Genomic DNA, 18,457 nt, shown 5'->3' with positions numbered 1-18,457 from the left:
TGACGCTTCCGGGCTGCTACGCTGTGTCCATGCCGCTGCCTGAGAAGTTCGAGACCTGCTGGGGCCCCGGAGACGCGCTCATGGCCGCCTACCACGACACCGAGTGGGCGGTCCCCTGCCACGATGACGCTGAGCTCTTCGAGCGTCTCATGCTCGAGGGCTTCCAGGCCGGCCTTTCGTGGTCGACGATCCTGAACAAGCGTGAGAACTTCCGGCGCGCCTTCGATGGGTGGGACCCCGTCGTCGTGGCAGGCTATGGGGACCAGAAGGTCGCTGAGCTGCTCCAAGACTCCGGCATCGTCCGCAATCGCCTCAAGATCTCGGGCGCAGTGCAGAATGCGCGTGCGTTCCTCCGGGTCCAGGAAGACCACGGCACGTTCGACCGATTCGGCTGGTCGTTCGTTGGCGGCGCGCCGCTGCTCCGGGCGGCTCCTTCGTCCTGGCGCGACGTACCCGCGAAGACGCCCGAATCCGATGCCCTTTCCCGCGCTCTCCAGCGTGCCGGGTTTACCTTTGTGGGCTCCACCATCTGCTACGCATTCATGCAAAGCGTCGGCATGGTCAACGACCACCTCGAAGCGTGCCCGGCACGTCGGGCCGTGACTCTCGATGGCGGAAGCGGACGCGCGCGCCAGGCTTCGTTCTGAGCGCCGCGGCGGTATGAGAATCAGCTGACCGGATACGGCAGCTCGAACAGCTTGTCGTCGACCGAGTTACTGACCTGGGTCGCGGTCATCTTCACTCCGCCCGTCGCGAAGGAAAGCATGATGCTGTCCTTCTCATCGAGGCAGAAGGTGCTCTTTGAGGCGCCGGTGCTGGGCGTCGTCTCGAAACACCGTGCCGTTCGTCCGGCGATGGTCTGCTTCGGCAGCTCCTTCACGTCGGTCCCTTTCCGTGCCTCGTCGATAGCCTTCTTCACGTCGACGCCGCCGCTGCCGAGGCTGTTGTCCTTCGAGCACGAGCCGCCGAGACCAAAGTTGCTGCAGAAGTACGTCGTCGTGCCGTCCTGGATGACCGTGAGGATGAAGTCACCCGATCCGGGGAGGGTCAGCTTTATCTGGGAGGCCAGCTTCGGTGGCTTGCTGGCCACCACTGCCGTGCCTTTCTGCTTCTGGCCCTGCATGTCGAGCTCGACGTCGTACGTCGCCTGGTAGGTCTTGGTGATCGACTCAGCGGCGATGCGGTCGAAGATCGAGTCGGCCGTCTCCGTCGTGGCCGAAGGCTTTGTCGGCTCGGCGGTCTTCCCCGCCGCGACAGTCGGGGAACCGTCCGCCGACGCCTTCGTCGCGTCTCCGCTTGTCGTCGCCGTCGCCTCCGCGCGCGAGCCACTGTCCCCGTCGTCGTCGTCGTCGTCGTCTCCCCCGCAGGCCCCAAGCAGAAGGCCCCCTGCGAACGTGAGCGAGACCAGATACCGTAGTTTCACGAGTTACCCCCAGGTCGTCCCCAGGATCTTCGGCACGTGTTTCGCTTCCAATCACCGCCGGGAGAGCCGCCACGGGACAGAGCAACGTAAAATCCCTGGCCATGAGTCAACCTGAATCTGCCCGCCCACTCATCGCATCCGGCATGGCTCGCCAACTCGCCGCATTCCGCAGCGCCCTTGACTCCGGAATGCCACGGGTCGGTTGGAAGATCGGGATAAACGATCCGGCTGCCCAGCAGCGCCTGGGCCTCGGTGCGACGCTTGTCGGCTGGCTTGATGGCCGGCGCGTCCTCCCGCAAGGACAGCCATACCGGCCGCCGGCGGGCTCGAAGCCTCGCATCGAAGCCGAAGTCGCCGTGCGGCTCGCTTCCGATGTCCCGGCCGGGGCGGATCTGGATGATGCGCGGGCAGCCATCGCGGCCGTGGCGCCGGCCATCGAGTTCGTAGACGCGGCGAAACCGCTTTCGCCGCTCGATGCGCTGCTCGCCAGTGACATCCTCCATGACGGTGTGCTCTTCGGCAGCGAACTCCCGCTCGCGGCCGCTTCTGGGCTGGTCGCGCAAGGGTTCCCGGCGGTGAAGCTCAATGGAGCGCCTGTCCGAAGCGGTCTGCCGGGCCGCTACCCTGAGGACCTCGCCGAGGTCGTCGCCCATGTCGCCAACGTCCTCGCGGAAAACGGCGAAGCGCTGCAGGCGGGCGACCGTATCATCTGCGGCTCGTACATCGATCCGTTCGACATCGTTCCCGGGGATGAGGTCGTCGCCGATTTTGGCCCCCTCGGCCTGGTCGCCTTTCACGTCGCTTAGGTTGAGGCGGGGTCTCCCGGCCGTGCTAACCGTCGCAATCCGAAGTTCCGGTAGAGTTATCCACAACTCAACTCATCGGAGCTCCGCCTTGACGACCACCGTGTCTGCACTCAGCGAAAAAGTTCGCGCCCTCCTCCTCGACCAGATCCAGAGAGGCACGCAGCTGGGTACGCAGGTCTGCGCATACCGCAACGGCGAGATGATCGTCGACGCATGGGCGGGTGAGATCGGGCCGGAGGACTCCCGGCCGGTGCAGGCGGACACGCTCTTTCCCAGCTTCAGCACCACGAAGGGAGTGGCAGCGACTGCGCTCCACATCCTCGCAGACCGCGGGGTCATTGATTACGCCGCCCCGGTTTCGGAATACTGGCCCGAGTTCGCCGCCAACGGGAAAGAGCGGATCACCGTCGCGCAGGCGATGAGCCACCAGTCGGGCCTTCACGCTGCGCCGCCGAATGAGGTCGCGCTCGACTGGGACCGGGCAATCGACTTTATCGCGAGCGGGACGCCGGCGTACGAGCCGGGCACGTCGACCGGTTACCACGCGATTACCTATGCCTGGGTGGTCGGCGGCATCGTCCAGGGCGCAAGCGGCCGCCACATCAAGGACGTCATCCAGGAGGAGATCGCCGGGCCGCTCGGGATCCAGGGCGAGATGTACGTTGGCATCCCAGATGGTGTCGAAGACCGGCTGGCATGGCTCCAGAGCCCGCCCGAGCCGACGCCGGAGCAGGCAGCGATGAACCCCATGGCGAACCTGCCCGACGACCACGACTTCTTCAAGGCCATGCCCCGGACCGGCGCCCTCGATTGGAACTCGATGGAAGTTCGAAAGGCCTGCATCCCCTCGGCGAACGGCCACTTCACCGCCCGGGCACTCGCCCGGATGTATGCGGCGCTTGCCAACGGCGGCGAGGTCGGAGGCGTGCGGCTCGTCTCGCCGGAGCGCATCGCCCAGATGAGCCGGGTCCAGGTCGACACCCCGGACCGGGTCATATTCATGCCTATTCGCAAGAGTATCGGGTTCTTCAACGGTGGGAAGACGATGGGTATGCATGGCGCCACCGGGCCTCGCGAGACGGCGTTCGGCCACCCCGGCGCGGGCGGGTCGATTGCCTTCGCCGACCCCGATGTGAACCTCAGCATCGCCGTGACCATCAACAAGATGCAGGGGACGCTCCAGGCTGAAGGTCCAACGTTCGAGATCTGTGAGCTCATTCGCAAGGAACTCGGCGTCAACGCGTAGCGGCTGGTGAAGCTGGCCGTCCAACGCTCTACCATGGATGTTGTGAGCCAGTACAAAGCAGCCATCTTCGACATCGGTGGAGTGCTTACCCACTCCCCGGTCACCCGCATCAAGCAATTCTGCGCCGACCAGGGCATTTCCGACGCGGCCCGCATCGCCATCTTCGGGCCGGAAGACGGCCCCTGGTCCCGATTCGAACGCAGCGAATTGACACGCGACGACTTCGCAGGCGAATTCGACCGCCACATCGCGGGGTGTGAGACCGCGGCGACCGGGAAGGGCTTCATGGAGTGGTTCTTCCAGGGGTTCGGCGAGCGCCCCGAAATGGTCGGCGTCGTCCGGCATCTGCGCGGAAGAGTGAAGCTCGGAGCCATCACCAACAACGTCGCGCGCGATGAACCCTCTACGACGCGCACTTCCGGCATCGACCTCCCGCACCTCTTCGAAGTCATCGTCGAATCGGCGATCGTTGGCTATCGCAAGCCCGAGCCGCAGATCTTCCGAATCGCCTGCGAGCAGCTCTCGATCGAACCCCACCAGGCGGTCTTCCTCGATGACATGGGGGCGAACCTGAAAGGCGCTCGCGCCCTCGGCATGCACACCATCAAGGTCGACGAGACCCTGAGTGCCATTGACGAGTTGGAAGCGGCCCTCGGGATCCCGCTGCCCCGCTAGGCAACGAGCGGCTCGCGCCGCGTCGCGAACCTGACATGCCGTTCGACTTCGAATCCCGTACCCTTTCGCCCCAGCCTGGCCTTCGGAAGTGAGTGCCTTCATGGAACAGTGGGAAATCGAACTCATCGCGACCGTGCGCGAGCTATCGCGAACCAAGTTCGCTCAACGCTCGGCGGAGATCGACCGGGAAGGCCGATTCCCGCGAGAGAACGTCGATGAGTTGCTCACGCTGAAGGTGCCGGCCATGGCGCTTTCCCGGGAGATTGGCGGACTCGGGATCAGCGTCGCCGGCCAGATGCGGATCATGGAGGAGGTCGCCTACGGCGACGGTTCGACCGCCGTGGCGCTCAACATGCACGCCATCGTCGCCGGCTTCCTCGAGAGCATGCCGCCGTTTGCGCGCAGGGACGCCGTCCTCGCCGACATGGGCCGGAACGGCGCGCTGATTTGCGGCCCCGGCTCGGTCCCGACGGGCGGGCTCGATAGCCGCCAGGCTGGCTTCAAGATCCATGAGGATGGCGATTCACTCGTCATCAACGGCCGCGCCGGGTTCGCTTCGATGAGCGAGGGCGCCAAGTACGCCCTCATCGGCGGCTCGGTCGACCGGGGCGAAGGCAACGAGGCCGATGTCGCGCTCACCGTGCCGGAGCTCTCGACGCCGGGCATCACCAACCTTCACAACTGGGATGCGATGGGCCTTCGGGGCACGGCCAGTCACGACATCGTCATCGAGAACGCTCGCATCCCGAAGATCGAAGGGCTGGTCATCCCCGCAGCCATGATGCGGATGGTCCTGCAAGCGCAGAGCCAGGTGATCAACGTCCAGACGCAGATGCGGGCGCGCGGGGCACTGGGCATCCTCGCTATCTGGCTCGGCCTCGCCCAGGCGGCGTTTGATTTCACCCTGGGCTACGTGAAGGAGCGCCACGGCTACCTCGCAGGGCCGAGTACCAACGCAGGCGGCGGCGTGGGCTACCGCTCCGAGCAGCCCTGGGCACAGTTCGCCATCGGCAACATGGAGCACTGGCTCGAAACCGGCAGGATCGTCCTCTACGACTGCGTGAACCGGCTCGAGACGCCGTTCGACGATCCACAGGCGTTCACCCGGCACCTCGTGCGCACGGTCTACCACCTCCGCCGCATGAGCGAAGAGGTCTCGGCCGGGGCCATGCGCACCTGCGGGGCACACGCCTACGTGAAGGGCCGCTCCCTGGAGCGGATCTATCGCGACATGGTCGGCGGAAACGTCATGGCCTGGAAGACCGACGAGCTGATGCATTCGCTCGGGCTCTCTTCGCTCGGCCAGCCGATCACCTTCGTAGGGCCGGCCGGCACGTAGGCGTCTGGGCGAAGCCTGTCCGAACACTGCCAGCCTTGACAATCCGCCTCTGGCTGCCGATATTCAGGAGTAATGCTGAAGAACGCCTTCGGTCTCCTTCTTCTTACCTGACGGCGAGCGCCCGCTGCTGCTCGCCGATGCCTCCTGCGCGAATCCGCCCAGGGGGTATTTTTTTGGCGAACGGCAAAGGACAGAACAGCACAGACAACTTCTCGGGAGTGAACCGCGATGCCACCTGCACCCATCAAGCCAAAGACCATGCCGTTTCACAAGTACGTGCCGTTCCGCCCGCTTCCGCTACGTCTTCCCGACCGCGAGTGGCCGAACCGCCAGATCGAAACGGCGCCGCTCTGGTGCTCCGTGGACCTTCGCGATGGCAACCAGGCCCTGATCGACCCGATGGATCCCGGCCGCAAGCGGCGCATGTTCGATGCCCTCGTGCTCATGGGGTTCAAGGAGATCGAGGTCAGCTTCCCCGCTGCTTCGCAGCCCGACTACGACTTCGTCCGGCAGCTGATCGAGGAGGACGCCATCCCGGAGGACGTCACTATCCAGGTGCTCGTGCAGTGCCGGCCAGAACTGATCGAACGCACCTACGAATGTCTCGTGGGCGTGAAGAAGGCGATCGTCCACTTCTATAACTCCACATCGGTTCTGCAGCGGCGCGTGGTGTTCCAGCAGGAGAAGTCGGGAATAACGAAGATCGCGACCGATGCCGCCGAGCTGTGCCGCAAGCTCGAAAAGTCGATGCCGGCAGATACCCACATCCGCTACGAGTACTCGCCCGAAAGCTATACCGGCACCGAAGTCGAGTACGCACTCGAAATTTGCGGAGCCGTCTCAGAGATCATCCAGCCGACGCCTGAAAAGCGCCTGATCATGAACCTCCCGGCCACCGTCGAGATGTACACCCCCAACATCTACGGAGACACCATCGAGTGGTTCCTGCGGAACCTCCCGAACCGCGAATCCATCTACCTCTCCCTCCATCCTCACAACGACCGCGGGACGGCCGTCGCTGCGGCTGAGTTCGGGGTGATGGCCGGGGCGGACCGCGTCGAGGGCACGCTTTTCGGCCAGGGCGAACGCACCGGTAACGTCGATCTGGTGACGCTCGCTCTGAATCTCTTTAGCCAGGGCGTTGACCCTCAGCTGGACATCAGCGATATCGACGGTCTCCGCCGCGTAGCCGAATACTGCAACCGCATGCCCGTCCCGGCGCGGCACCCCTATGCGGGCGACCTGGTCTACACGTCGTTCTCGGGGTCGCACCAGGACGCGATAAAGAAGGGCTTCGAGGCCCTGGGCGAGGAGTACCGCATCTGGGAGGTGCCCTACCTGCCGATCGATCCCAAGCACGTGGGGCGCTCCTACGAGGCCGTCATCCGCGTGAACAGCCAGTCCGGCAAGGGCGGTGTTGCCTACATCATGAAGGCGGAACACGGGTTCGACCTGCCGCGGAGGCTGCAGATCGAGTTCTCGAAGACGATCCAATCGATCACGGAGGACTCGGGCACCGAAGTGACGCCTGCCGCGATCTGGGAATCGTTCCGCGCCGCGTACCTGCCGGAGCTTCCCCGCATGGAGCTCGTCTCTCACGAGATGTCCACCTCGGGTGGGAAGACGAGAATCACGTGTGAAGTCCGCATCGATGGCGAGGTCCGCCCGGCGAGCGGGGAAGGCAACGGCCCCATCGCCGCCTTCGTCCAGGCGCTTCAACGCGACCTTGGCCTTGCGATCGAGGTGCTCGACTACTCGGAGCACGCCGTCTCGGCGGGCGCGGACTCACAGGCTGTCGCATATGTCGAAGCCCGCAGCCCGGATGGCCTCTGTTGGGGCGTGGGCATGGACCCGAACATCCTGGTTGCTTCACTGAAGGCGGTGATGAGCGCCGCCAACCGCCTGCCGTTCGAAGCCTGATTGGCTTGGTCTCAGGACAAGGAGAAGGCCCGATGGAGCGGACATCGGGCCTTCGGCCAGTGCGTGGAGCGTACTGGCAAATAAACCGGCGGAGGGCTACGAGCGGAATAGTCCTCCGCGCCAGCAGCACCTTAGAAACCTGATAGGGCACACGTCAACCTACCATGTCGAAATCTTTGCATTCGTATGGATCTTCCGTAGGCTGACGGTGTGGACGAACGCGAGACGATCGAGCGAGTCGCCAGGTGGTTGAAGGCCTCTCGCAACACCGTTGTCCTAACCGGCGCGGGCATCAGCACAGAATCCGGCATCCCTGATTTCCGTGGCCCTCAGGGCCTCTGGACGCGTGACCCGGAGGCCGAGAAGCGGGCCAACATCCAGCACTTCATGGCCAGCCGCGACGCCCGCGTCACCGCTTGGAAGAACCGCCGGAGCAGCACCGTGGATGCGGCCCTGCCGAACGCCGGGCACTTCGCCCTCGCCGAACTGGAACGGAAGGGCAAACTCCAGACGCTCATCACGCAGAACATCGATAGCCTCCACATCAAGGCAGGAAACTCACTCGCCCGCCTCGTCGAGATCCACGGGACGGTGCGCGATTTCGTCTGCATGGGGTGTGGCGAACGGGGCCCGATCGAATGCGTCATCGCACGGGTGGAAGCCGGCGAGGAAGACCCGCCCTGCCGCACCTGCGGGGGCATCCTGAAGTCGGCGACCATCTCGTTCGGACAGAACCTGGTGGCGGAAGACCTGGAACGAGCCCAGTCGGCAGCTTCGAGCTGCGAGGTGTTCCTTGCGATTGGCACCTCGCTGACGGTCACCCCGGTCGCCCTCTTGCCGCGGTACGCGCTGCAGGCCGGAGCGAAGTTCGTGATCCTGAACGCCCAGCCGACCCCCTATGACCGGGCCGCGGCGGCCGTCATCCGCGGTCCGATTGGTGAAGTCCTTCCCGCCATCGTCAATCTGGTGTGAGCGCTTCGCCGTCATGCGGTAGCATCCGGGCGCGAAACCATGTTGCTGGAGCCACCCAATGGTCACTGCTGAACCGACTCTCTCGCCCGCCGAACTCGGCCTCGATGCGAAACGCCTGAGTTACCTCGATGCACACCTCCAGCGCTACGTCGATGAAGGACGGCTTGCTGGGACGCTGGTGCTGGTCGCCCGCCAGGGCGAAATCGGCCACTTCGCCGCGGCCGGCCTGGCCGACATCGCCCGGAAGACGCCGATGAAGCGCGACACGATCTTCCGCATCTACTCGATGTCGAAGCCCATCACCTCGATCGCCCTGATGCAGCTCTACGAGCGCGGGCTGATGCAGATCGACGATCCGGTCGAAAAGTACATCCCGGAGTTCGCCGGCCTGCGCGTTTACACCATGGGGACTCACCCGGCGTTCATGACGCGGCCAACCAACCGGGCGATGACTGTCCGGGACCTGCTCTCGCACCAGAGCGGCCTGACCTATGGCTTCCTCGCTCGCACGAACGTCGATGCGGCTTACCGCGAGCTGGAGGTGGACGCTGGCGGCAAGCCCCGGACCCTGAAGGGCATGATCGATGCTCTCGCGAGCCTGCCGCTCGAGTTCTCTCCGGGCGAAAGCTGGAACTACTCGGTCGCTACGGACGTCTGCGGCTACCTGGTCGAGGTGATTTCTGGCCAGCGGTTCGATGACTACCTGCAGGCGAACATTTTCGGTCCGCTGGGGATGGTGGACACCGGATTCCATGTGCCGGCCGCGAAGCAGTCGCGGCTCGCTGCGAACTACAGCGTGAGCGCTGCCGGCACGCTGCGGCTGGAAAGCACCGGCGGGATCGCGCCCCTGAATCTCGTCGACGACCCGGCGACGAGCACCTACCTCCAGCCTCCCACCTACCTCAGTGGCGGCGGTGGGCTTGTCTCGACGGCAACAGACTACTTCCGGTTTGCCCAGGCGCTCTGCAACGAAGGCGAGTTCGAAGGCACCCGGATCATCGGGCGAAAGACGCTCGAGCTAATGACCAGCAACCACCTGCCGGGTGGCGCCGACCTCATGCACCACGCGCTCGGCCGCTGGGCCGAAACGACCTTCAGCGGCATCGGATTCGGCCTCGGGTTCTCTGTCACGCTGGACCCGGCGCAGGCTCAGATATCCGGGACTCCCGGTGAATTCGCCTGGGGCGGCGCCGCCAGCACGGCGTTCTGGGTGGACCCCATCGAGGGCCTCGTTGTGGTCTTCATGACGCAGTTGATGCCTTCGACGCAGTACAACATCCGGCGGGAACTGCGGTCGATCGTGTATTCGGCCCTGACGGACTGACCTACCGGAACTTTCGCCGCCTCTATTGCGTCCTGTAAGGAAGTTGGCCATTTGCGGTCATATCCGCAGAAGGTGACGGAGGCAGGACAATGGCACGGCAGAGGCGCAAGCGGCTGGTCATCGGAGGCGCGTCGGCGCTGGTGGTCGCAGCCATCCTCGGAGTTGCCGGCCTGGCAGCAACCGGCGGCCAGGCGCAGACCCCGCCGCGCACCTCGGCAACAGCGACACCGTCGCTGCCCACGCCGACTCCTCCAGCCTCCCCGACGCCCGCGCCGGTGAAGCCGAAGCCCCCGATCGAAGAACCGATGGCGATGCCGTTCGGGCCGCTCGCCGCCGAGCCGTACCGGGTCAAGACCGGCGATGGCGATTGCCTCAATGTCCGGCCCTCCCCGGGGACCACGTTCAAAAGCGACCCGCGGACGTGCGTGCCAGAAGGGTTCCTCCTCTGGCTTCTCGGCCCCGCCAGGGAGGTCGACGGGCATTCGTGGCGCTACGCCCTCGGCGAGGGCTGGGTTGCCACCCAGTACGTTATGCCCGCCCCCGGAGCGGCAACGGGATTCGGTCCATTCAGGGCCGTCACCGTAAGCAACGCCGCCGGGCAGGTCACGAAGGTGGCGCGTGTTACCAGCGGTGGGGCGGTCGCAGAACTCCCCTCGATCCCGGACATCGCGGATGCGCTCGGCGATGTCCCGCCCGCGCTCTCGCCCGATGGCAGGTGGACTGCCTATGGGAGCCAGGTGGGCTACGTCCCCACGCTCACGATTCGCGAGATGGCGACCGGCGCCGAAACGAAGTACCCACAGGTGTTCTTGACTTCGTGGAGCCCGGCGAAGAACCGGCTGCTCGTCCGCATCAACGCGAATTGCCCCGCGGATTGTTCATGGACTACCGGCTGGATAGACCCCCAGGAAGGCATCATCCACCGCTTCGCCGACAAGAAGAACAACTGGTGGGCCATCACCTGGGCTCCGGATGGCGGTTCGCTCTACGTCGTCGACGAAGGCGCACTCACCCAGGTCTCCCTCGCGGGTGAAAGCCGGGTGATCGTGGCGAAGCGACCCGAGGGGTCAGAGATTCGCTGGGGACAACTCGCGGTGTCAGAGGATGGCAAGCGCCTCCTCTCGAGCCCGTTCCAGGGAGCTATAACGATCATCGACCTGCAGACCGGCGCGGTTTCCAGCATCGAACGGGCCACGCAGATCCCGGTCCTCGGAAGGTGTGGCGGCGGCGGTTACGGCTCGCTCACAGGCTGGCTGGGTGCGGCGACCGTGATCTGGCACGAGTCGTTCGCGGAGAAGGGCGGAAACGGGATCACGATCGCGAACGTGAACGGCGGCAGCCGGAAGCTCATTCCGTTCTTCACCGTCAGCGACATCCGAAAGGTGGCGCCGGATCTCGTGAGTTTCACGACCTACGAGAACCCTGAATCGCAGGGCGGTTTCTTCCTGACCTGGCTGCTCGACATTCGGACCGGTGAGGCGCGGCCCGTGACCGTCGGCGCCACTCCCGCCTGGGAATAGCCCCCGACCGGCCCGAGGGGGTCACACCTCGCAGGCGGGGACGAACACCGCCGGCTGCCAGCCCCGCAGTGAGTTGAAGACCGCGAGCGGCACTCCGCCCTGGACCTCCTCAACGGTGACGTGAGCCTCGGTGAGCGCCCCCTGGGCGAGGAGTTCGGCGCGGTAGGTGCCTGCGAGGAGACCATCTGTAGCGGGCGGCGTGACCCAAAGACCGGCCCTCTGCACAGCGACATTGGCAATGTTTGTCTCGGTGACTATGCCGTCCGACCTCCACAACAGGGCCTGGTCACAGTCGGGTCGCGAGGCCATCGCATCGTCGTAGGCCTGGCGATGAGTCGTCTTGTGGTAGCGAAACACATCGGTTTCGCCGGATGGCAACCGTGAGAGGCCAACCCGGACCGGCTCCGTGGCGTTGGGAAGGAGGGGCTCACTTTCGACGCAGGTTTCGCCCTCTTCCGAAACGAGCAGGCGCACCCGGAGCGGGACATCGCCGCGTGCCTCAGCGGCGAGGACTTCGCGAATGCGCACACGGTTGTAGGGGATGCCGAAGTACTTCGCGGACCCGGCCTGGCGTCGCAGATGGCGTCCCAGGAGCGCGTACCCACCGTCCGGGTCCCACCGCAACGTTTCGAGGAGCTGGAAGGGCTGGACGCCGGCGGTGAGGACGCGGGTTTTCTCGGCGCACTCGCGGAACTCACGCCCCGGCCGCGAGTCCCACACAATGCCGCTTCCCGTCCCGTAGGTCGCCCGTTTTCTCTCCCGGTCGATGGTTGCGGTCCGGATCGCGACGTTGAACCGGGCCTTCCGGGCCGGCCCGACATAACCGACGGCACCGGTATAGATGCCGCGCGGCCCCGGTTCCAGGTCGCGGATCAATTCCGCAGTCCGTACTTTCGGTGCTCCGACGACGGACGCGCAGGGGAATGTCGCCCCAAAGAGCTCGGCGAGCGGTACTGAAAGCTCCGCCGAAACGGTCGATGTCATCTGGAGGACCGTCGGATACCGTTCGACGCGGAAAAGGTCATCCACGCGCACACTGCCCGGCCGCGCGAGCCTTCCCAGGTCGTTTCGCACCATATCGACGATCATCAGGTTCTCGGCGCGCTCCTTCGGGGAGCGCCGGAGAGCCGCAGTCCGGCCACGGTCCTCTGCGAGCGTTCGGCCCCGGGCTGACGTCCCCTTCATCGGACGCATGACTACCCGGTCCCCGTCGCGAGAGAAGAACACTTCGGGAGATGCCGAACAGACCACCAGCCGGCCGAAATCAAGGTAGGCCGCGCATGATGACCGCTGCGCGCGTGCGAGTCGGGCGAAGAAAGCGAACGGCTCCCCCTCCCAGTCAGCGCGCAACGGATAGGTGAGGTTTACCTGGTAGGTCTCGCCGGCGGCGAGGTGCTTGCGGATGCGGGCGACCGCACTGGCATGGCCGTCCTCAGTCGTCTCGGTCCGCCAATCGAGTGTCGGAGCGCGGCTCGCCGCCAGCGCGAGTGTCTGTACGTCGAGCGCCGCCATCCGTTCGAAGGCGACGAACTCCGCCAACGGCAGGCCGTCTGCGGCCGGATGGCAGGCCAGCCCGAAGGCCGCGCCAGCCTCGTACGCGACGTAGCCGGCCACGTGCGACCCGGAATCCGCCGCTGCTTCCACTGCCGCGAGCAATCCGGGCACGTCCTCGGGATGGCGGGCGACAAATCGTCCGGCCGGCCGGCTCAGCTCCTGCCACACGCCATCGATCTGCAGGACGGCGCATGGCGCGGACTGCTGCTCTTCGTCGTCATCCACTCCGATCATCATGCCGTGCACGCGCCAGACGAGCACTCCGGGGCTGTCCCATCAGCCGCGCCACTCCAGCGCGAGCGGGTCGTCCGGTTCGGCCGGGCGAGTGAACCCGAACCTCTTGTTCCACAAGGGCGGGTCGTGGTCTCCCGGCGGAGAGAGCGCGAGTTCGCCGGCCAGCTTTCCGGAGAGCACGGAGAACTTGAACCCATGTCCCGAACACGGCGACGCCAGGACGATGGCTGGATGGTTGGGGTGCCGGTCGATGATGAAGTCGCGGTCCGGTGTCTCGGTGTACCGGCAGGTGACCACTTCGGCCGGTTCGGGGCGGACGCCGCGGAACACCCGGGCCACGGTCTCGCTGAGCCGGGCGAGCGCCTGTCGGTCGGGTTCGCGAAGGGGCTCGTCCGGGTCATCGATGGCAGTTTCAAGTTCGATCGCGACTTTGATGAACCCGGGGCGCTCGTGGGCCGGGAACCCGTAGAATCCGCCGGGGCCGTGCGCGATGTAGATCGGACACCGGCCGGCAGCCCAGAGCGCTGTGTCGGCGGCCGGGTAGTAGACCACCTGCTGGTGTGTGACGCGCAGAGATGGTTCGAGGCCGAGGGCCGCGAAGAGCCGTCCGGCCCACGGTCCCGCGGCGACGACAACAGAGCGGGCGTCGACCTCAGCTTCGGATCCGCCGTGCGCGAAGCGGACGCGAGTTGTGCGCGCTCCCGGCTCGATTGCCGTGACACGCGCCTTCTCGGTCAGCCTCGCCCCGTGGGCAATAGCCTGGGCAGCGAGTGTGCGGACGCAGCGGCCGGCATCGAGGATGCCGGCGCCGCTCTGCCAGAGCACCGCCCAGTCGTCCGGCATCGCGAATTGCCGCGCGTAGGAGCGTGCGGCTTCGCCTTCGAGCCAAGCGGCGCCGACTCCTGCCTGGGCAAGAGCGCCGCGGCAGGCCTGCATCGCCGGGTCTGTCGCGGGGCCGATATCGATGCCGCCCGTCATCGTCAGGAGCCGGGCGCCGGATTCTCGTTCGAGCGCACGCCACAGTTCGAACGCCGCCGGGGCGAGTGCGGCGTAGACAGCGGAGCTGTACGAGTGGCGAATGATGCGGCTTTCGCCGTGGCTGCTGGCGCGGTTGTGCCCGAGTTCAAACTGCTCGAGCAGGAGCGTGCGGCGGCCCCGCTTCGCCAGCTCATAGGCGGCCGCCGACCCGACCGCCCCGGCGCCGACCACAACGGCATCGAACTGCTCGGCCATACCTGCTCCCCGTCCCGAAGCATACGCCGCAGCCTTACCTGCGCCGACTTCCCCGCAGGCGAAGGATCGGTAGTCTTCCGTGCATGGGATTCCAGGACCTAACGCCGCAAGAAATCGAACTCGTGCTCGACAAGGAGCGCGTCATCCGCATCGGCTTTTCCGCCGGCGACGAGCAGTTTCTCGTGCCAGTCTTCTACGTCTTCTTCGACGGTGCGCTCTGCGGGCTCACGACGCCGGGGCGCAAGACGCGGCTGGCCGAGACGAACCCGGCGGTTTCGTTCCAGGTGGACAGCACGTTCGTTACCGGCCCCTGGGAGTGGGCGAGCGTCTCCGGCCAGGGCACGTTCGCGAGGGTCGTCGAGCGATCAGAATTCGCCCGTTTCGCCGGGAAACTCCAGTTGAAACTCGGGGATGCCCCGGACTGGGCGGCGCTCATGCTGCAGGACCGGTTCGCCCAGTTGGGGCTCTACGCCTGGCGGATAGAGATGACGTCGGTTTCCGGCCGGGCGCACGGGCCTGATTAGTCCACCCGTCTTCGCGTTACGCGCTCCGGACTTCCCGCCCCGCCGTCCACTGGCGGTAGAGCGAACTGTAGTAGCCGCCCTTGGCCACGAGCTCGGCGTGGTTGCCGTCTTCCACGACCCGCCCATGGTCGACGACGAGGATACGGTCCGCGTGTTCGGCTGTGCTGAGGCGGTGAGCGATCACGACGCTCGTGCGGCCCTTGAGTAACTGCCTCAGCGCTTCCTCCACTTGCTCTTCGGTGGCGGGGTCGAGCGAAGACGTCGCCTCATCGAGGATGAGCACCGGCGGATCGGCGAGGAAAGCGCGGGCGATCGATATGAGTTGCTTCTCCCCCGCCGAGAGTCGGGAGCCGCGGAAACTCACCATCGTTTCGTAACCGTCGGGGAGCATCCGGATGAACTCATCGATGCCGAGCGTGCGGCAGGCAGCCTCGACTTCCTCGCTTGTCGCGTCCGGGCGGCCGAAGAGGATGTTCTCGCGGATAGTCCCGGTGAACAGGAAGCCTTCCTGGGGGACCATGGTCACGCTGCGGCGGAGGTCGGCGTTGGCAAGCTGGCGGAGGTCGTAGCCGTCGATGCGGACCGTGCCCGCGGTGGGGTCGTAGAAGCGCGTGATGAGCTTCGCCAGGGTGGACTTCCCTGCGCCGGTCGGTCCGACGAGGACGATATGCTCGCCGGGTTCGATAGCGATGTTGACCTCGGTGAGCACCGGGCGCACCGGGTCGTACCCGAAGTTAACGCCCTCGAGGACGATCCGGCCGGCGAGAGCGCCTTCTAACGTTGCCGGCTCTTTCGCTTCGGGCACATCCGGAGCGATCCCAAGGATGCCGAAGATCTTGTTCAGCGCAGCCCCCGCGCTCTGCACCATGTCGAACACCTGGGAGAGGTTCTGGATCGGCTGAAAGATGAACTCCAGGTAGAACACGAACGCCGTGACGGTGCCGATCGTGACTTCGTCGCCCGCCACCTTGCGCCCGCCGAAGTAGAGGATGATGCCGATGCCGACGGCGCTCAGCCATTCGATAAACGGGAAGTAGAGCGCGGAGATGCGGACGGTGTTTACGTTCGCCCAGAAGTTGCGCTCGTTGATGTCGCCGAAGCGCTCCATGTTGTGTTGTTCTCGGGCGAAGGCCTGAACCACGCGGAGGCCGGAGAAGCTCTCCTGCATGTGGATCATCACGTTCGCGATGTGCTCCCGGACGGCGCCATAGGCCTTCTCCGAGTAGCGGCGAAAGAAGACCGTGGCAACGATCAGCGGCGGCAGGATCATCGCGGTCGTCAGCGAGAGTTCCCAGCTCAACAAGAGCAGGATGACCGTCGCGCCGGCAAGCGTGAGCGTCGACTGGACGACCATGAGGAAGCCGTTGTTCAGGACATCGTTCACGGTCGCAACGTCGTTCGTCATGCGCGCGACGAGACGCCCTGCATTCTCCCGGCCGAAGAACGCGAGCGACATGCGCTGGTAGTGCGCGAAGAGCCGCAGCCGCAGTTCCCGCAGGAAGTCCTGGCCGATACGGTTCACCAGGTAGGTGCTCAGCCCCTGGAAGATGTACACGAGCACGAGCAGGGCAAGGAAGATGATTCCTGCAACGACCAGGGCGCGCTTGTCGCCATCGCCCGCGCCCGTCCCGACGCCGGTGTCGAGCGCATACTGGATGACCAGCGGCTTCGCGAGGCTCGCCCCCGTGAAGAACACGATCGAGGCGACTGCGACGAGGATCGCCGGCCAGCGCGGGGCCAGCATGCGCACCGCCCCGGCGAGGCCGTTCACCTTCGCTGCGCGCTCGGGGAGCTCCGTGACGTCGTCGCTCATGAAGCCACCGCCGATTCCGTTTGGCCCAGGACCTCGCGGTAGCGCTGCGAGGTGCGCATCAGTTCAGCGTGGGTGCCCGTCGCGCCCGCGCGCCCCTCATCGACGAGGACCACCTGGTCCGCGAGCGAGATAGTCGAGAGCCGGTGCGAAATGATGACAGTGGTGCGGCCCTGCATCACTTCTCGGAGCGCGGACCGGATCTCTTCCTCCATGCGAGCGTCAACGCTGGAGGTCGCGTCATCAAGGATGAGGATGCGCGGCTCCATCAGGATTGCCCGGGCAATGGCGATTCGCTGGCGCTGGCCGCCGGAAAGGGAGAACCCCTGTTCGCCGACGACGGTGTCGTACCCGTCGGCGAGACCCATGATGAACTCGTGGGCATGCGCGAGCTTTGCGGCCCGCACGATCTGCTCGTCCGTCGCGTCGATCCGGCCATAGGCGATGTTGTTCCGGACGGAGTCGGAGAAGAGGAAGGTGTCCTCGAAGACGATCCCGATGCTGCGGCGCAGTTCCTTCAGCCGCAGTTCGCGGATGTCGGCGCCATCGATGAAGATGCGGCCCGTGTCCGGTTCATAAAACCGGGGAAGAAGGCGCGCCACAGTCGATTTACCGCTGCCCGTTGCACCGACGAGCGCGACCGAAGCGCCTGCCGGCACGCCCAGCGCGAAGTCCAGGAGGACTGGCCGGTCATCCTGGTAAGCGAAGGTGACGCCCTCGAAGGCGATCTCTCCACCACCATGCGGAAGGTGCTTCGGGTGGGCCGCTTCGGTGATGCTGGGCTCTTCCTTGAGGACGTTCCAGACGCGCGCGCCGGAGACGAGAGCCCGCTGGCCGCTCGCGATCATTTCGCCGAGGCTCTGGACCGGCCAGACCAGCATGCTCAGGAACTGGAGCGAGGCGACGAGCTGGCCGGTCGTCATCTCTCCGTTCAGCGCGAGCCAGCCGCCGAAGCCGAGGACAACGAGCTGCCCGATACCGGGGAGGAAGTAGAACAACGGCCCGTAGATCGTGCGCAACCGCACCACTTCCATTGAGTCCCGGTGGACGTCGTCGGCAACTCGGTGGAGCCGCTCGATCTCGTGCTGTTCACGCCCGAACGCCCGTACGAGCCGGGCGCCGGCGATGTTCTCTTCGACCACGCTGGCGAGGCTGGCGAGGCCGGCCTGGATCCGCTCCGTACCCGGTTCGAGCCGGTTGAAGAAGCGGACGCTGAGCCAGAAAACAAACGGGTAGACGGCCATCGCCAGGAGAGCGAGCGGCACGCTCGTCCGCACGAGCAAGAAAAACGACCCGGCAGCCATCAGCAGGTATGCGGAGTTGATCGGGATGTTGACCAGGAAGCCCTGGATCTCGTGGAGGTCGGCGCTCCCGCGAGACATGAGCTGCCCTGTCGCCGTCCGGTCGTGGTAGTCGAAGGAGAGGCGGTTCACTCGGTCGTAGAGTTCCATGCGAAGGTCAGCTTCGACTCGGTAGCTCGTACGCATGGCCCAGTAGCGGCGAAGCCCCGCAAAGGCCGCCTGGAACGCCACCACGACGACGAGCGCGAGGACCAGTCGCACGAGCAGGCCGTGGTCCTCCCTGACTATCGCGCGGTCGATCGTCAGTCCCGTGATGATGGGCGCGGCGAGCCGCAGCAGGCCCCAGCTGAGGCCCGCGCCAAAGGCGACGGCGAGCGACGCCCACTTGTCCCTGAGCTGGCGCAGGACCAGGTCTCGGCCCGCGCGCAGGTCTAAGTGTTCCTCGGACAAACAAGGCCCTCCTGGAAGGCAGGCGGGTCGGAAGGACGGCAGCGGCTCTTACCCTCCCTCAGGGAAGAACACGCACCGCTGGTATCCTTGGTAACGCAGGATCGTCCGATCGGTTAACCCCGGACA

Annotated in this window: 15 protein-coding genes; 10 read left to right on the top strand and 5 right to left on the bottom strand. The window is 65.7% G+C overall.

Annotated elements, in window-relative coordinates; translation table 11 throughout:
• The first annotated feature begins 29 nt into the window (after positions 1 to 29).
• The gene (locus tag IPG14_RS12450; protein ID WP_343392039.1) at positions 30 to 647 is read left to right on the top strand and encodes a DNA-3-methyladenine glycosylase I; all 618 of its coding nucleotides are present in this window, start codon (positions 30 to 32) and stop codon (positions 645 to 647) included.
• Between the two features lie 20 nt (positions 648 to 667).
• On the opposite strand, the gene IPG14_RS12445 is transcribed toward IPG14_RS12450, so the two are convergent.
• A complete protein-coding gene (locus IPG14_RS12445) occupies positions 668 to 1,423 on the bottom strand; it encodes a hypothetical protein (protein WP_343392038.1) in 756 nt (251 codons plus the stop codon).
• Between the two features lie 101 nt (positions 1,424 to 1,524).
• Here IPG14_RS12445 and IPG14_RS12440 point away from each other — a divergent pair, with 101 nt between their 5' ends.
• From IPG14_RS12440 to IPG14_RS12405, 8 genes are all read left to right on the top strand, one after another.
• Positions 1,525 to 2,229, top strand: a complete 705-nt coding sequence (locus tag IPG14_RS12440; RefSeq protein ID WP_343392037.1) for a hypothetical protein — start codon at positions 1,525 to 1,527, stop codon at positions 2,227 to 2,229.
• 88 nt (positions 2,230 to 2,317) lie between these two features.
• Entirely contained in the window at positions 2,318 to 3,475 is a 1,158-nt protein-coding gene (locus IPG14_RS12435; RefSeq protein ID WP_343385868.1) for a serine hydrolase domain-containing protein, read from the top strand.
• A gap of 42 nt (positions 3,476 to 3,517) precedes the next feature.
• Positions 3,518 to 4,150, top strand: coding sequence for an HAD-IA family hydrolase (locus tag IPG14_RS12430; RefSeq protein WP_343385867.1), 633 nt, complete (start codon positions 3,518 to 3,520; stop codon positions 4,148 to 4,150).
• 100 nt (positions 4,151 to 4,250) lie between these two features.
• Complete coding sequence (locus IPG14_RS12425; protein WP_343392036.1) at positions 4,251 to 5,489, top strand: acyl-CoA dehydrogenase family protein; 1,239 nt, start codon at positions 4,251 to 4,253, stop codon at positions 5,487 to 5,489.
• A 228-nt stretch (positions 5,490 to 5,717) separates the two neighbouring features.
• Positions 5,718 to 7,409, top strand: a complete 1,692-nt coding sequence (gene leuA / locus IPG14_RS12420) for a 2-isopropylmalate synthase (protein WP_343387595.1) — start codon at positions 5,718 to 5,720, stop codon at positions 7,407 to 7,409.
• Positions 7,410 to 7,619: 210 nt separating this feature from the next.
• Entirely contained in the window at positions 7,620 to 8,381 is a 762-nt protein-coding gene (locus IPG14_RS12415) for an NAD-dependent deacylase (protein ID WP_343392035.1), read from the top strand.
• A gap of 58 nt (positions 8,382 to 8,439) precedes the next feature.
• Positions 8,440 to 9,705 (top strand): serine hydrolase domain-containing protein, encoded by a 1,266-nt coding sequence (locus IPG14_RS12410; protein WP_343387597.1) that lies wholly within the window; start codon positions 8,440 to 8,442, stop codon positions 9,703 to 9,705.
• An 89-nt stretch (positions 9,706 to 9,794) separates the two neighbouring features.
• Entirely contained in the window at positions 9,795 to 11,225 is a 1,431-nt protein-coding gene (locus IPG14_RS12405; RefSeq protein ID WP_343392034.1) for a hypothetical protein, read from the top strand.
• Between the two features lie 21 nt (positions 11,226 to 11,246).
• Here IPG14_RS12405 and pabB read toward each other — a convergent pair whose 3' ends face one another.
• A complete protein-coding gene (gene pabB / locus IPG14_RS12400; RefSeq protein WP_343392033.1) occupies positions 11,247 to 13,004 on the bottom strand; it encodes an aminodeoxychorismate synthase component I in 1,758 nt (585 codons plus the stop codon).
• A 51-nt stretch (positions 13,005 to 13,055) separates the two neighbouring features.
• Positions 13,056 to 14,246, bottom strand: a complete 1,191-nt coding sequence (solA, locus tag IPG14_RS12395; RefSeq protein WP_343392032.1) for an N-methyl-L-tryptophan oxidase — start codon at positions 14,244 to 14,246, stop codon at positions 13,056 to 13,058.
• A gap of 83 nt (positions 14,247 to 14,329) precedes the next feature.
• Between solA and IPG14_RS12390 the strand changes: the two genes are divergently transcribed.
• Entirely contained in the window at positions 14,330 to 14,770 is a 441-nt protein-coding gene (locus tag IPG14_RS12390; RefSeq protein ID WP_343392031.1) for a pyridoxamine 5'-phosphate oxidase family protein, read from the top strand.
• A gap of 16 nt (positions 14,771 to 14,786) precedes the next feature.
• Here IPG14_RS12390 and IPG14_RS12385 read toward each other — a convergent pair whose 3' ends face one another.
• Positions 14,787 to 16,583 carry an ABC transporter ATP-binding protein gene (locus tag IPG14_RS12385; protein WP_343392030.1) on the bottom strand — a complete coding sequence of 599 codons (1,797 nt, stop codon included), beginning with the start codon at positions 16,581 to 16,583 and terminating at the stop codon, positions 14,787 to 14,789.
• A complete protein-coding gene (locus tag IPG14_RS12380) occupies positions 16,580 to 18,331 on the bottom strand; it encodes an ABC transporter ATP-binding protein (RefSeq protein ID WP_343392029.1) in 1,752 nt (583 codons plus the stop codon). The genes IPG14_RS12385 and IPG14_RS12380 overlap by 4 nt, the downstream gene beginning before the upstream one ends.
• Positions 18,332 to 18,457 lie beyond the last annotated feature (126 nt).

Source organism: Candidatus Amarobacter glycogenicus (genome assembly GCF_016704105.1).
GTDB lineage: Bacteria > Chloroflexota > Dehalococcoidia > Tepidiformales > Tepidiformaceae > Amarobacter > Amarobacter glycogenicus.
This window is presented reverse-complemented; position numbering and strand designations above follow the sequence as displayed.